This is a genomic window from Enterobacter sp. N5-15, assembly GCF_057221635.1.
The window spans coordinates 1,746,942-1,759,219 of the sequence record NZ_CM170150.1 but is presented as its reverse complement, the minus strand read 5'-3'; the positions used below and the strand labels follow the sequence as shown (position 1 = coordinate 1,759,219).

The following is a 12,278-nucleotide window of genomic DNA, read 5'->3' as shown; positions in this document are numbered from 1 at the left end:
ATTAAGCAAATGAAAGAACCCGCTATTCACTTTGCGTGCTTATCCTGGAGACAGGGTGTCGGTCTTGGTGTAGGGTTGGCTTCGAATGTAACCATTATGAGTCTTAGGGATAAGGCGAAAAGTCTGAGAATGCACAACGTTATATGAGCACAACACCAATACAACGGGAATATTTCCTCGACTCGATCCGGGCATGGCTGATGCTATTGGGGATCCCCTTTCACATTTCACTGATTTACTCCAGCCACACCTGGCACGTGAATAGCCAGATGCCCTCCTGGTGGCTGACGCTGTTTAATGACTTTATTCACGCCTTCCGTATGCAGGTGTTTTTTGTCATATCCGGCTATTTCTCTTACATGCTGTTTCTGCGATACCCGCTCAAGCGCTGGTGGAAAGTGCGCGTAGAGCGCGTGGGGATCCCCATGCTGACCGCAATTCCGCTGCTGACGCTGCCTCAGTTCATTATGTTGCAGTACGTGAAGGGCAAGGCGGAGAACTGGCCGAATCTGACGCTGTATGAAAAGTACAATACGCTGGTCTGGGAGCTGGTATCTCACCTGTGGTTCCTGCTGGTCCTGGTGGTGCTCACGACGGTGAGTCTGTTGATTTTCAGCCGCCTGCGCCGCCATCTGAGTACGAAAGCCGACACCTTTTTCGCCAACGTTACGATGGGCAAACTGTCAGTGCTCTTCTTGCTGTTGGGGATTGCCTATGCCGCCGTGCGACGGACCCTGCTTATCGTTTACCCGCCGATTTTGAGCGACGGGTTATTTAATTTTGTGGTGATGCAGTCGCTGTTCTACATTCCGTTCTTTTTAATCGGGGCGCTCGCCTTTATTCATCCGAAGCTTAAATCGCTGTTTGTCACCCCGTCACCGTGGTGCGCGCTGGGAGCCACGCTCGCGTTCGCGGCCTATCTGCTGAATCAGCGTTACGGCAGCGGCGACGCCTGGATGTATGAAACGGAAAGCGTGATCACTATGCTGCTGGGCCTGTGGATGGTGAACGTGGTATTCGCGCTGGGCCACCGTTTGCTGAACTTTAAGTCCAGCCGCGTGACCTATTTCGTTAATGCTTCGCTGTTTATCTATCTGGTGCATCACCCGCTGACGCTTTTCTTCGGGGCTTACATCACACCGCACATCGCCTCCAACACGCTGGGCTTCTTTACCGGGCTGGTGTTTGTGGTGGGGGTGGCGATCGTGCTCTACGAGATCCATCTGCGGATCCCGCTCCTGCGTTTCCTCTTTTCAGGAAAACCACCGGCGAAAGCCTCATAAACCGCGCGGCGCACCCGATGCGCCGCGTTTGCTTCAGCTTTCCAGCTCTTGTCTGCGCTGAGTCAGAAGCCGCTGATACAGATGCAGGGTGTCCTCGTCAAAACAGACAAAAGTCACTTTCTCCGGCAGCGGTTTTAACGACAGATAGCGATAAACGGTTTCTACGGCGATCGTTGCGGCGGCGGCCTTAGGGTAACCATACACGCCGGTACTGATGGCCGGAAACGCCATCGTTTTATAGCCGTTGTCGGCGGACAGCCGCAGACAGTTCCGGTAAGCCTCTTCCAGAATACTCGCTTCGTGCTGGTCCCCGCCATGCCAGACGGGCCCTACGGCATGAATAACCGCTCTGGCAGGCAGATTGCCCGCAAGCGTAATCACCGCGTGACCGGGAGGACATTCGCCCTGCTGTTGCCGCACGGTTTTACAGGCTTCCAGCAGCTGCGGTCCGGCAGCCCGGTGGATTGCCCCGTCCACGCCGCCTCCCCCCATCAGGGATGGATTGGCCGCATTGACGATAACGTCGACGTGCATTGTCGTAATATCGCCATGAATAATGTCAATTTGCGGTTTCATAAAGCCCCTCTGCAACCCGCCATTTTCTTAAGTGTATCGCAGAGGAGACCGGGAGAAAAAACTATCAGAAAAAATCCTCTTCCACCGCAGGGCGGAAGAACGCGCACTAGCGATACTGGATTTCGACAACCGCGAGCGTTTTTTCAGGATTAAGGTATTTCATATTGAGCGTCGCCAGGCTTGAGTCGCTCACTTTACCGTTAAGCGCCTCTTCGTAGCTGACCATACGCGTTTGCATACGGTTATTGTTTGGACATGACATTGCAAACTGTTGCTTCTGGGGAGTGACTTCACAGGGGTCTGCGACAATGGCACCGCGGAAATGAATGACACCACCGTCAACAACCGTGGCCGAATAAGCCGGGATACTCAAAGCAGAAACGACCAGACCCAGACCTGCCGCGAGTCGAGCAAAATAGTTGTTCATTATAGGTACTCCTCAATGAAAATCGTCCATGAGGGGTAAACGCGCTTCATTTATTACGGCAAACGAAGTTTCACGTTACGGAACATAACGACCTGGTCCCTGATATCAGCATAGCTCAACGGCACAGACCCGCCACATTCGCAACATATTGATTTCATGAATGTTTAGAGCGAGCGTTCCGCTGGCGACCACTGTTGTGATAAATGCAGCGATTTACCGTCTGAAACGGTGACAACGATTTTTACCGTGTCCCCCGCGCTAATATTTAAACTCAGGCGCATTAAATCAATCGTCTGATTAGCGGGTATAAAAAGTGTGTTTTGCTGTCGGGAAGAACTTTGCCCCCCCTGCCCTTCTCGCAGAGAAACAATCTGAACCTGACAATCACACGATTGCGCCAGAGTGACCTGCGGAATAATGGTGGTCATATTTTCCTGCTGTGACGTTTTGAAGGTTATCTGGCTGGAAAGCGCGGCGAGGAGAATTAAGGTATTCATGATGAACTCCCGAAAAAAAACAGGGCTGATGCCCTGTTTTTTTGTAGCACAGATTTCAGTATCAGTACTGATGAGCTGTCGCGTGGTTACCAAAACCGATCTGGGTAACGTTGACAGTAGAGTTGGACGCAGTCTGGTCTACCAGTGCACCGTTAAAGCCGCCGGACTGGCTAACATTCATGACGGATTTTTTACTGTTCCACTGATCAAGTGTTGCACTGTTGCCAAATCCTTTCTGGGTCAGGTTGATTTTACTGTCATCAGAACCCTGACCAACGTCAGCACCGTTACCGCCACCTGTCTGGCTAATATTCAGCACGGAATTTCTGGCGTCTGTCTGCAGGGCAACCGCGGAGTTACCGCCACCGTTCTGATAAATATTCAGGGTTGAATTTGGGCCACCGTATCCGCCATGACCATGCCCATGACCCCAGCCATCCTGATTAATCAGACCAGCCATAGCACTACCAGAAACTACGATTGCTGCAAGCGCTGCCACTTTGATAAATTTCATGGTAAACCCCCGTCGGATTGATTAAAGTCGTCGCGAAAGCACTAATGTTGAATAACGTTAATCGCCATTTGCGACTGTTTCTGCACTACAACTGCGTTTTTCTGCGTACCGTACTGCGTAATGTTTGCTCTATTACCCGACCCTTGTTGGATAATTTTCGCACTATTACCGTATCCATCTTGCGTAATACCTGCATCATTCGCGTTACCGCTCTGATCGATCCAGGCTATATTGTAACTCCCTGATTGATCGACTCTCGCTCTGTTGCCTACCCCATCCTGGGAAACAATGGATAAGAGTTTTGAACCTTCCTGGCGAACCTGAGCATCATTGAAAACGCCCCGTTGACCAATAATGGCTGCCTGATTTAATGATGAAAGACTTAATTCGTTAGCCGCAAAGTTATATTCAGAATTTGCCAAATCTGAATTCGCTGCGGCTACAAATCCAGGCGCACCCAGTAATGTAAACATCACAATTAACGATGTGGTTTTCATGTTGTCACCCTGGACCTGGCTATTTAATTACTCCATATTTAAACGGCTCGTATGGTGTTAACGCGTCGTTACGGTGAAGAGTATGTCCGCTGAAACATTTTAAATATCTCACCCGCGCGGCTTATTTTTATTTATCGGATCACCACAAAGTCGTAATTTATGTCAAAAATCACTGTAATCAGGCCAGCTTATATTTTTTATTAAAGGTGTGCTGCGAAAGGGTTGTACAACGAGAGAAAGGCTGTCCACGCTTCCTCCCGGGTTGTTTAAACGTAACGGCAGGAGAACATTTTTCTCATCGCGTGACACGGAGCCTCTTTTCTTAAGCCAGACAGTCACTCATTCGTGGGCTTAGAAATTATCTGAAACTCATACTTAATTATCGCTTCTTTAAAATAATAAATAACCTTAAAAATCAATTCATTAAAAATATTTGTATGATTTTTAAAAACTGTGCACCTCTATTTACGTGTACAACTTTCTCATCATTTATTGCCATTCCAAACAATCGAATTTCACAAATTAATATTGATTTTTACATCCTGTTACATGTTTAACACTTGCTTTAAACTTCGTAAAAGCTAGATTGAAATTAGATGTACGAAATTGGTTTTATATTTACCTCCCTGTGGAGGTTATGGTCTGATTCTACACACAGCAGTGCAACATCTGTCAGTACTTCTGGTGTCCTCTTTTAAACAGGAGGACAGCTGCCAGGTGCCAAAAAAAAGTGGGGTTTCATCATGTATAATGAAGTCCATAGTTTACATGGTCATACATTACTGTTGATCACAAAACCTTCTTTGCAAGCGACAGCGTTATTACAACATTTAAAGCAATCTTTATCACTGAACGGGAAATTGCATAATATTCAACGTTCTTTTGATGATATTGCACCTGGCAGCATCATTCTTTTCGATATGATGGAAGCTGATAAAAAGCTTATCCATTACTGGCAGGATATTTTAAGCAGGAAAAACAATAATATCCGCGTGCTATTGTTGAATACGCCTGATGAATATCCTTTCAGAGATATTGAAAGCTGGCCGCATATCAATGGCGTGTTCTACGTCACGGAAGAAGAAGACCGGGTGGTAGAGGGGCTGCAAGGTATATTGCGCGGAGAGTGTTATTTTTCGCAAAAGCTTGCCAGCTATCTCATCACGCACTCCGGAAATTATCGCTATAACAGTTCAGAGTCAGCACTGCTCACGCACCGTGAGAAAGAGATCCTGAATAAGTTACGCATTGGTGCTTCAAATATTGAAATCGCCCGTTCGTTATTTATCAGCGAAAATACGGTAAAGACGCACCTTTATAATCTTTTCAAGAAGATAGCTGTGAAAAACCGAACTCAGGCGGTTTCGTGGGCAAACGATAACCTCAGGCGTTAATCACATGAAGCGCACGTTGAGTTGGATCGCCGCAGCGAGTTTCCTGCTCGCTGCTGGGAATCTGAAGGCCGTCGAGGTCGAAGTTCCCGGATTGTTAACAGACCATACTGTCTCATCGGTCGGGCACAGTTTTTACCGTGCCTTCAGTGACAAATGGGAAAGTACATACACGGGTAATATAACAATTAACGAGCGGCCCAGTGCACGATGGGGAAGTTGGATAACAATAACGGCTAATCAGTACGTTATTTATCAAACGTTTTTATTCCCGACCAAAATGGACTTCGATAAAAACGTAGTCTTAGCACTGGCACAATCAGAAGACGCTATTAATCGCCTGCAAATAGATAAAGCCCTATTAAGCACCAGCGATTTAGCAAAAGACGAGTTCTAGCGAACCGATATGCGGAGGCTGTCATGCGTATTGCATATGCAGTTGTTTCGATAATGCTGATAACACCCATCAGCTGGGCCGGAAACATGACGTTTCAGTTCCGTAACCCTAACTTTGGCGGTAACCCTAACAACGGCGCGTTCCTGCTGAATGAAGCTCAGGCGCAAAACTCCTATAAAGACCCCAGCTTAAAGAATTTTAGCGTTGATACCCCGTCGGCACTGGATAACTTCACGCAGGCCATCCAGTCGCAGATTTTAGGTGGGTTATTAACCAACATTAATACCGGTAAACCCGGGCGGATGGTGACCAACGACTTTATCGTTGATATCGCCAACACGGATGGACAGCTTCAGTTGAACGTGACCGATCGTAAAACCGGAAGAATCTCCACCATTCAGGTTTCCGGTCTACAAAACGATTCAACTAACTTCTAAACAACAACGAAATAAGGACAACAATCATGCAGCGCTTCCTGATATTTGTTGCAGTGTGCTTATTGAGCGGTTGTTTAACTGCTCCACCTAAAGAAGCTGCAAAACCAACATTAATGCCTCGGGCCCAAAGTTATCGTGATTTAACGCATTTACCTTCACCTACGGGGAAAATATTTGTCTCCGTATACAACATTCAGGATGAAACCGGGCAATTCAAACCTTACCCGGCAAGTAACTTCTCCACGGCCGTGCCGCAAAGCGCCACCGCCATGCTGGTTACCGCGCTCAAGGATTCGCACTGGTTTATTCCGCTGGAACGTCAGGGGCTACAGAACCTGTTGAATGAACGCAAAATCATTCGTGCCGCCCAGGAAAATGGCACCGTTGCGGACAATAACCGGACACCACTGCAATCTCTGGCGGCAGCGAACGTAATGATTGAAGGATCGATTATCGGCTACGAAAGTAACGTTAAATCGGGTGGTGCGGGAGCACGTTACTTCGGTATCGGTGCGGATACCCAGTATCAGCTCGACCAAATCGCCGTTAACCTGCGTGTGGTTAACGTCAGTACAGGCGAAGTGCTCTCTTCGGTGAACACCAGCAAAACCATTCTGTCTTATGAAGTTCAGGCTGGGGTATTCCGCTTCATCGATTACCAGCGTTTGCTGGAAGGTGAAATCGGCTACACCTCTAACGAGCCGGTCATGATGTGTCTGATGTCAGCCATTGAAACCGGCGTGATCTACTTAATTAACGACGGTATAGACCGCGGGCTGTGGGATCTGCAAAACAAAGCAGACGTGCAGAACCCGATACTGGTGAAATACCGCGATATGTCAGTCCCTCCGGAATCCTGACAGGAAGCGCATAAAAAAGGCGAGATGATTATCTCGCCTTTTTTTATTCGCTCACTGCCGTGATGTTTTGCGCTTTTTCCCGCCGCGATGCCAGCCATAGTCCGCTGTTTTTCATGGCATAGCCAAACAGCAGCCCCAGCGCCAGCGAGGGGACTACCAGCTTCCAGTCCCCCTGCCCTGCAAAGGTCGCGCACGCCCCCATAAAGGTTCCCGGCACAAATGAAAGCAGCAGATGCTTAGCCTGGATGCACATTAAAAAGGCGACGACACCCGTCATGACGTATCCCAGGATTTCCAGATGCGGCGCCAGCGCGCTGCCTTTCATGATCACCAGCGCCCAGATAACACCGCTCATCAGCGTGCAGCCTGAGATAAAGAGCCCTTTGACTCCCCCCTGCGGACAGGCGAAATAGGCGGTACAGCCGAGGAACCCGGCCCAGCTGAGCAATCCGAGAGACACGGCCACCCATCCCCAGAGCCCGGAGAGAATACCTGTCGTAATTGCGATACAAAGTAATATGTTCATGGCGCGCATCTTAGCAGAAGCGCACCATAGAAATGAGATCGGCAGCACATTACGTGCAAATTGGAATGTTGAGTTGCAGAATTTATGTGACCTAAATCACTCTTCGTTCTCTTCTTCCAGCTCATCCCACATTGCCGCGATAGCGTCGCGGGTCAGCGGTGCCAGCGTTCTCCAGAATGGCGAGGTGGCATGCGCTTCAACTTTACCCAGGAATGTCCCGACCCACGGCAGCAGGTACGTTTCGAACAAGGTTCCGATGGCTTCGTTCTCATCATCACCGGCGTTGTCTTCGATCCAGGACGCCGCCAGCAGCAGCGTACCGATATGATCGGCTGGCGTATCGCTCAGCGGCATACCGCGCGTGGAGAGGAACGCACGGACTTCCGCTTCCGTTGCCCCGTCCTGCCAGGCTGAACGGTATGGCGAAACGCGGCACTCATCGCCGACGAACAGCGCATTGTAGTCCGTCGCAATCTGCTGCATGTCGCAGCTTTTTTGCAGACGCTCCAGTAAATCATCCTGTTCCAGCGGCCAGTTCTGCGCCAGCTTACCTTCACGAATTAACGTAAAGAGCGGCACCAGCAGCGGATCTTGCGGCTGGCGATAATAGAGCGTACCCAACACGCGGCAGAGGATGGAGAACTCATTCATTTTTTTATTCCATTACACAATTAAAGATCGGCAAATTCGGCAATCGGCTCCATTCCGCGCGACTCGAGGAAATCGAGCATGCGGCGTGGGGTCACGTTCAGGATTTGCGCTTCCGGGAAGTTAACATCATTCAGCACTTTCAGGCATTCGCTGAAATCACCCAGCGTAAACGCGGTATGAGAGTCCGAGCCCAACGCCACCATGCCACCCGCATCACGCACGGCGGCCGCCACGGCGCGACAGTTAGCTTCACTGCCCTTACGCGAGTGAACAAAGGAGGAGTTATTAATCTCCAGCGCCACGCGATGTTTCGCTGCCGCCTGCGCGACAGCCTGAATATCAATCGGGTACCTCGGATTGCCGGGGTGGCTGATAATGTGCACATTGCCGCTGGCAATGGTGGCAATCATCGCCGCGGTATTGGTGTCTTTATCCTGAGGTGGGAAAACCGGCTCATGGAAACCGGCGAGAATAAGATCAAGTGACGTCAGCATCGGGCCGGTGCAGTCGATCTCACCGTCGATATTTTTGATGTTCGCCTCAATGCCGCGCAGTATCCCAATGCCGTCCACCAGACGTGGCCAGATCCGCATATTCACAAAATGCCAGTAGTGCGGCGCATCCGCCATGTCCGGGCCATGATCGGTGATCGCGAACAGCTTAATACCTTTAAGCTTCGCCTGGGCGATATAATCATGGAGGTTGCTGTACGCGTGGGTGCTGGCGACGGTGTGCATATGCAGGTCAACGGGATACATCTCTTTCTCCTCTGCGGTTTTTCCAAAGGATAGCAGTTATCAGCGGCGAATATTAGCAAAAACCCGGCGAACGCCGGGTTTCTCTCAGTAGCCGCGCTGTCTGTCGACCTGTCCGGTGACCGCGTGACCCTTTTCCATTTCGCTGATGGTGTGGGAGATATACGCCACCGCTTCTGCCGGACGCGTTACGGCAGCCACGTGCGGGGTCATCGCCACGCGCGGGTGCGCCCACAGCGGGCTTTCCGCGGGCAGCGGCTCACGGCTATAGACATCCAGCATGGCGCCTTTTAGCTTTCCGCTGTCCAGCGCCTTCAGCAGATCGCCTTCCACGACATGGACCCCGCGCGCCAGGTTCATCAAGTAGCTCTGCTCGGCTAACTGGTTCAGGAGAGTGCTATTGATAATGCCCACCGTTTCGGCGGTATTCGGCAGCAGGTTGATAAGCACGCGTGTTCCTTTCAGGAATGCAGGAAGCTCATCCGTTCCGGCAAAGCTCTCAACGCCCGGATAGTCCTTGCGGCTGCGGCTCCAGCAGCGCAGCGGGAAGCCCCACGGGGCGAGCGCTTCTGCCACTTTTGAGCCGAGCACACCCGCGCCGAGGATCCCGACGGTAAAATCTTCATGTCGATAATCCGGCAGCGGCTCCCAGTGGGCCTGCTGTTTAAAGGCCTGATAGTCGTCGAAGCGGCGGAACCAGTGCAGCACCCGGCTCACGGCATATTCCTGCATTTGCTGGCCCATTCCGGTATCTTCCAGGCGGAACAGGGGGATCTCTTCCGGCAGCATTTCTGGATGCGCTTTCAGTTTACTGAGAATGGAATCAACGCCCGCGCCCAGGGCGAAAACCGCCTTCAGTTTACGCCCCTGGAGCATTTCTACCGGAGGATGCCAGACCAGCGCATAGTCGGCATGTTCATTATCGCCACGCTTCCACTCGCGAACGCGTGCGCCGGGCAGCGCCGCCGAAAGTGCGTCAATCCAGTAAGCGGTATCAAATGTAGGGTGATAGAAGAGAATATCCATGGTCATTCCTGCCTTTTATTGCGCTGTTTTGTTTTCGTTTTCAAGTGGATTGCCAGCATAACAAATTTATCAGGAAACCGCGTTGCTGATAAAAGAGGCGCTTTGTGCACATTTAGGAGTCAGGTTGCTTGAAGTTTGTCTAAACGCGCTAAATTACTGAAAAAGTGAGTTGACGGCAGTTCGGCTTTTCCTTACATTAGCGCCCGTCCCGGCAACAACGGGAGACAATATGGTGAGGTGTCCGAGTGGCTGAAGGAGCACGCCTGGAAAGTGTGTATACGGCAACGTATCGGGGGTTCGAATCCCCCCCTCACCGCCATATTTAAAGAAGAGCTCGCATGAAAATGCGGGCTTTTTTTTTGCATGTTGCACACCTCTGGGGGGGTGAGAATCCCCGACCGGGGTTCGACAACTGGCGACAGCCAGTTGGACAGACTGAGAGCGAAGCGAACAGGCTGCCCGCAGGGCGAGCGAAGCGAGTCAATCCCCCCCGGTGCTATATGCAGCTCAATGCGGCCTGAGCCCCTCACCCTGCCCCTCTCCCCAGGGGAGAGGGAAGTGTTACTCTTCCACCATCCGCGCATACTCTTCGGTAAGAAAATCCACCAGCGTCCTGACCGACGGCAGCATGCCGCGCCGTGAAGGATAAACCGCGTGAATCACTTCCCGTCGGGGTTCCCACGCGTCCAGCACCCGTACCAGTTCCCCTGACGCAAGCTGATCCTTCACCATCAATATCGGCAGCTGTACAACGCCCACGCCCGCCATCGCCGCTTCCCGCAGTGCCAGCATGTCGGTGGTAATAAAGCGCGGTGCGTAGTGGATCTCCGCTTTCGCCCCCGCTGGACCGCTGAGTTCCCATTTATGCACCTGTTTACCGGCCCCCATACTTAAGCCAGGCCATTCACTGAGCTCAGAAGGCATTCGAGGTTTACCCATACGTTCAATCAACTGCGGACTCGCCACCAGGCAGTGCCCCCTGTCAGCCAGCACCCTTAAGACCAGATCGCTGTCATCAAACGGACGCGGACGCACGCGGATCGCCACATCAATGCCTTCGCCAACAAGATCGACCCGACGATTGGTGGCCTCAAGCTGGAGATTAATCCCGGGGTAGCGCGCCATAAACCGCGCCAGCATCGGTCCCACGTGGACGTGCAGTAACGTGACGGGACAGGTGATCCTGACGACGCCGCGCGGCTCAGCCTGCAGCGCAGCAACGGCCTCTTCTGCCGCTTCTGCTTCTATCAGCATTGCCTTACAGTGCTGATAGAAAGTCTGCCCCACTTCCGTCACCGTAAACTGCCGCGTAGTGCGCTGTATCAACCGTACGCCAAGCCGCTCCTCCAGCTGCGCGATCCTGCGGCTCAGTTTGGACTTGGGTTGGTCGAGCGCCCTTCCCGCCGCCGCAAAGCCACCGTAGTCCACCACCTTTACAAACCAGACGAAGTCATTGAGATCCTGCATAAACCCTCATCGTTCCATTTTAAGAACAGTGAATGCCATTTTCACTATCTACCGGGATATTAACTCTGAATATAAGCTAATTACATCAACAGAACATCAGGAGTTAATCATGAAAAACGTAACAGGCGTTTATACCGCTCCGCGTCAGCACTGGGTTGGCGATGGGTTCCCGGTTCGTTCGATGTTTTCTTACCAAACCCACGGCGAGCCGCTGAGTCCGTTCCTGCTGCTGGACTACGCGGGCCCGTACACCTTTCCGGCAGATGGGGCAAAACGCGGCGTAGGCCAACACCCTCACCGGGGTTTTGAAACGGTCACCATCGTCTATTCCGGTGAAGTGGAGCATCGCGACTCCACGGGCAAAGGCGGCGTTATTGGCCCCGGCGACGTGCAGTGGATGACTGCTGGCGCAGGCATTTTGCATGAGGAGTTCCACTCCAGCGCGTTCTCGCAGAAAGGCGGAGAGCTGAAAATGATGCAGCTCTGGGTCAACCTTCCGGCGAAAGACAAAATGGCGGCACCGGGCTACCAGAGCATCACCAAAAGCGATATCCCGGTTGTGACGCTACCGGATAACAGCGGCACCCTGCGGGTGATTGCCGGTCGCTACGACGAGGTTACCGGCCCGGCGCACACCTTCTCACCGCTGAACGTCTGGGACATCGCGCTGAACCAGGGAAGCCATCTGACGCTCAATCAGCCCGAAGGCTGGAGCACCGCGCTGGTCGTGCTTGAAGGCAACATCACGGTGAACGGCACAGCGCAGGCAGGTGAAGCCCAGCTGGTCGTACTGAGTCAGGAAGGCGACAAACTGCACCTGGAGGCGAACAGCGATGCAAAAGTGCTGCTGATGGCCGGCGAGCCGCTGAATGAACCCATCGTGGGCTATGGCCCGTTTGTGATGAACAGTAAAAGCGAAATCAACGAAGCCATTCGTGATTTCAACTCCGGCCGCTTCGGCCAGATCTGAACGT

At 51.8% G+C, this 12,278-nt stretch carries 16 protein-coding genes and 1 tRNA gene; 7 read left to right on the top strand and 10 right to left on the bottom strand.

All coding sequences use genetic code 11. From position 1 onward, the window contains the following. The first annotated feature begins 143 nt into the window (after positions 1-143). Positions 144-1,283 carry a glucans biosynthesis protein MdoC gene (gene mdoC / locus AC2TE5_RS08270; RefSeq protein ID WP_121425869.1) on the top strand — a complete coding sequence of 380 codons (1,140 nt, stop codon included), beginning with the start codon at positions 144-146 and terminating at the stop codon, positions 1,281-1,283. Between the two features lie 33 nt (positions 1,284-1,316). Here the strand turns inward: mdoC and ymdB are convergent, their stop codons facing one another. The 5 genes from ymdB to csgB all read right to left on the bottom strand — a co-directional run bounded on the left by ymdB (position 1,317) and on the right by csgB (position 3,794). Beyond that, on the bottom strand, positions 1,317-1,859 hold the full coding sequence (gene ymdB / locus AC2TE5_RS08265) for an O-acetyl-ADP-ribose deacetylase (protein ID WP_484613007.1): 543 nt from the start codon (positions 1,857-1,859) through the stop codon (positions 1,317-1,319). A gap of 106 nt (positions 1,860-1,965) precedes the next feature. Further along, positions 1,966-2,286 (bottom strand): type 1 fimbrial protein, encoded by a 321-nt coding sequence (locus AC2TE5_RS08260; RefSeq protein ID WP_121425867.1) that lies wholly within the window; start codon positions 2,284-2,286, stop codon positions 1,966-1,968. Positions 2,287-2,450: 164 nt separating this feature from the next. Then, positions 2,451-2,783, bottom strand: a complete 333-nt coding sequence (gene csgC / locus AC2TE5_RS08255; protein ID WP_032658052.1) for a curli assembly chaperone CsgC — start codon at positions 2,781-2,783, stop codon at positions 2,451-2,453. A gap of 61 nt (positions 2,784-2,844) precedes the next feature. Continuing rightward, complete coding sequence (gene csgA / locus AC2TE5_RS08250) at positions 2,845-3,297, bottom strand: curli major subunit CsgA (RefSeq protein WP_213328273.1); 453 nt, start codon at positions 3,295-3,297, stop codon at positions 2,845-2,847. 41 nt (positions 3,298-3,338) lie between these two features. Continuing rightward, positions 3,339-3,794 (bottom strand): curli minor subunit CsgB, encoded by a 456-nt coding sequence (gene csgB / locus AC2TE5_RS08245; protein ID WP_213328274.1) that lies wholly within the window; start codon positions 3,792-3,794, stop codon positions 3,339-3,341. 743 nt (positions 3,795-4,537) lie between these two features. On the opposite strand from csgB, the gene csgD reads away from it, so the two are divergent. From csgD to csgG, 4 genes are read left to right on the top strand one after another with little or no spacing between them, the layout of a single operon-like run. Further along, positions 4,538-5,188 (top strand): biofilm master transcriptional regulator CsgD, encoded by a 651-nt coding sequence (gene csgD, locus AC2TE5_RS08240; RefSeq protein WP_021240790.1) that lies wholly within the window; start codon positions 4,538-4,540, stop codon positions 5,186-5,188. Between the two features lie 4 nt (positions 5,189-5,192). After that, positions 5,193-5,582, top strand: coding sequence for a curli production assembly/transport protein CsgE (gene csgE / locus AC2TE5_RS08235; protein ID WP_213328275.1), 390 nt, complete (start codon positions 5,193-5,195; stop codon positions 5,580-5,582). A gap of 23 nt (positions 5,583-5,605) precedes the next feature. After that, positions 5,606-6,019, top strand: coding sequence for a curli production assembly/transport protein CsgF (csgF, locus tag AC2TE5_RS08230; protein WP_213328276.1), 414 nt, complete (start codon positions 5,606-5,608; stop codon positions 6,017-6,019). A gap of 26 nt (positions 6,020-6,045) precedes the next feature. Next, the gene (csgG, locus tag AC2TE5_RS08225) at positions 6,046-6,879 is read left to right on the top strand and encodes a curli production assembly/transport protein CsgG (protein WP_148243268.1); all 834 of its coding nucleotides are present in this window, start codon (positions 6,046-6,048) and stop codon (positions 6,877-6,879) included. A gap of 43 nt (positions 6,880-6,922) precedes the next feature. On the opposite strand, the gene AC2TE5_RS08220 is transcribed toward csgG, so the two are convergent. From AC2TE5_RS08220 to ghrA, 4 genes are all read right to left on the bottom strand, one after another. After that, complete coding sequence (locus AC2TE5_RS08220; RefSeq protein WP_073961616.1) at positions 6,923-7,405, bottom strand: DUF1097 domain-containing protein; 483 nt, start codon at positions 7,403-7,405, stop codon at positions 6,923-6,925. A 96-nt stretch (positions 7,406-7,501) separates the two neighbouring features. Beyond that, positions 7,502-8,056, bottom strand: coding sequence for a TorD/DmsD family molecular chaperone (locus AC2TE5_RS08215; RefSeq protein ID WP_213328277.1), 555 nt, complete (start codon positions 8,054-8,056; stop codon positions 7,502-7,504). A 20-nt stretch (positions 8,057-8,076) separates the two neighbouring features. Then, positions 8,077-8,814, bottom strand: coding sequence for a PHP domain-containing protein (locus AC2TE5_RS08210; protein WP_484613006.1), 738 nt, complete (start codon positions 8,812-8,814; stop codon positions 8,077-8,079). A gap of 84 nt (positions 8,815-8,898) precedes the next feature. Then, positions 8,899-9,837 (bottom strand): glyoxylate/hydroxypyruvate reductase GhrA, encoded by a 939-nt coding sequence (ghrA, locus tag AC2TE5_RS08205; RefSeq protein ID WP_484613005.1) that lies wholly within the window; start codon positions 9,835-9,837, stop codon positions 8,899-8,901. A 231-nt stretch (positions 9,838-10,068) separates the two neighbouring features. Here ghrA and AC2TE5_RS08200 point away from each other — a divergent pair. After that, positions 10,069-10,156 (top strand) — tRNA-Ser (locus AC2TE5_RS08200). A 242-nt stretch (positions 10,157-10,398) separates the two neighbouring features. Here AC2TE5_RS08200 and AC2TE5_RS08195 read toward each other — a convergent pair. Next, entirely contained in the window at positions 10,399-11,304 is a 906-nt protein-coding gene (locus AC2TE5_RS08195) for a LysR family transcriptional regulator (RefSeq protein ID WP_484613004.1), read from the bottom strand. Between the two features lie 109 nt (positions 11,305-11,413). Between AC2TE5_RS08195 and AC2TE5_RS08190 the strand changes: the two genes are divergently transcribed. Then, on the top strand, positions 11,414-12,274 hold the full coding sequence (locus AC2TE5_RS08190) for a pirin family protein (protein ID WP_213328281.1): 861 nt from the start codon (positions 11,414-11,416) through the stop codon (positions 12,272-12,274). The last annotated feature ends 4 nt before the right edge of the window (positions 12,275-12,278 follow it).

Excerpts from the sequence above, each read along its gene's own strand:
- ymdB (WP_484613007.1), bottom strand. The coding sequence starts at position 1,859 with ATGAAACCGCAAATTGACATTATTCATGGCGATATTACGACAATGCAC.
- csgC (WP_032658052.1), bottom strand. The coding sequence starts at position 2,783 with ATGAATACCTTAATTCTCCTCGCCGCGCTTTCCAGCCAGATAACCTTC.
- ghrA (WP_484613005.1), bottom strand. The coding sequence starts at position 9,837 with ATGGATATTCTCTTCTATCACCCTACATTTGATACCGCTTACTGGATT.
- csgD (WP_021240790.1), top strand. The coding sequence starts at position 4,538 with ATGTATAATGAAGTCCATAGTTTACATGGTCATACATTACTGTTGATC.
- csgA (WP_213328273.1), bottom strand. The coding sequence starts at position 3,297 with ATGAAATTTATCAAAGTGGCAGCGCTTGCAGCAATCGTAGTTTCTGGT.
- mdoC (WP_121425869.1), top strand. The coding sequence starts at position 144 with ATGAGCACAACACCAATACAACGGGAATATTTCCTCGACTCGATCCGG.
- AC2TE5_RS08215 (WP_213328277.1), bottom strand. The coding sequence starts at position 8,056 with ATGAATGAGTTCTCCATCCTCTGCCGCGTGTTGGGTACGCTCTATTAT.
- AC2TE5_RS08220 (WP_073961616.1), bottom strand. The coding sequence starts at position 7,405 with ATGAACATATTACTTTGTATCGCAATTACGACAGGTATTCTCTCCGGG.
- csgF (WP_213328276.1), top strand. The coding sequence starts at position 5,606 with ATGCGTATTGCATATGCAGTTGTTTCGATAATGCTGATAACACCCATC.
- AC2TE5_RS08190 (WP_213328281.1), top strand. The coding sequence starts at position 11,414 with ATGAAAAACGTAACAGGCGTTTATACCGCTCCGCGTCAGCACTGGGTT.
- csgB (WP_213328274.1), bottom strand. The coding sequence starts at position 3,794 with ATGAAAACCACATCGTTAATTGTGATGTTTACATTACTGGGTGCGCCT.
- AC2TE5_RS08195 (WP_484613004.1), bottom strand. The coding sequence starts at position 11,304 with ATGCAGGATCTCAATGACTTCGTCTGGTTTGTAAAGGTGGTGGACTAC.
- csgG (WP_148243268.1), top strand. The coding sequence starts at position 6,046 with ATGCAGCGCTTCCTGATATTTGTTGCAGTGTGCTTATTGAGCGGTTGT.
- csgE (WP_213328275.1), top strand. The coding sequence starts at position 5,193 with ATGAAGCGCACGTTGAGTTGGATCGCCGCAGCGAGTTTCCTGCTCGCT.
- AC2TE5_RS08210 (WP_484613006.1), bottom strand. The coding sequence starts at position 8,814 with ATGTATCCCGTTGACCTGCATATGCACACCGTCGCCAGCACCCACGCG.
- AC2TE5_RS08260 (WP_121425867.1), bottom strand. The coding sequence starts at position 2,286 with ATGAACAACTATTTTGCTCGACTCGCGGCAGGTCTGGGTCTGGTCGTT.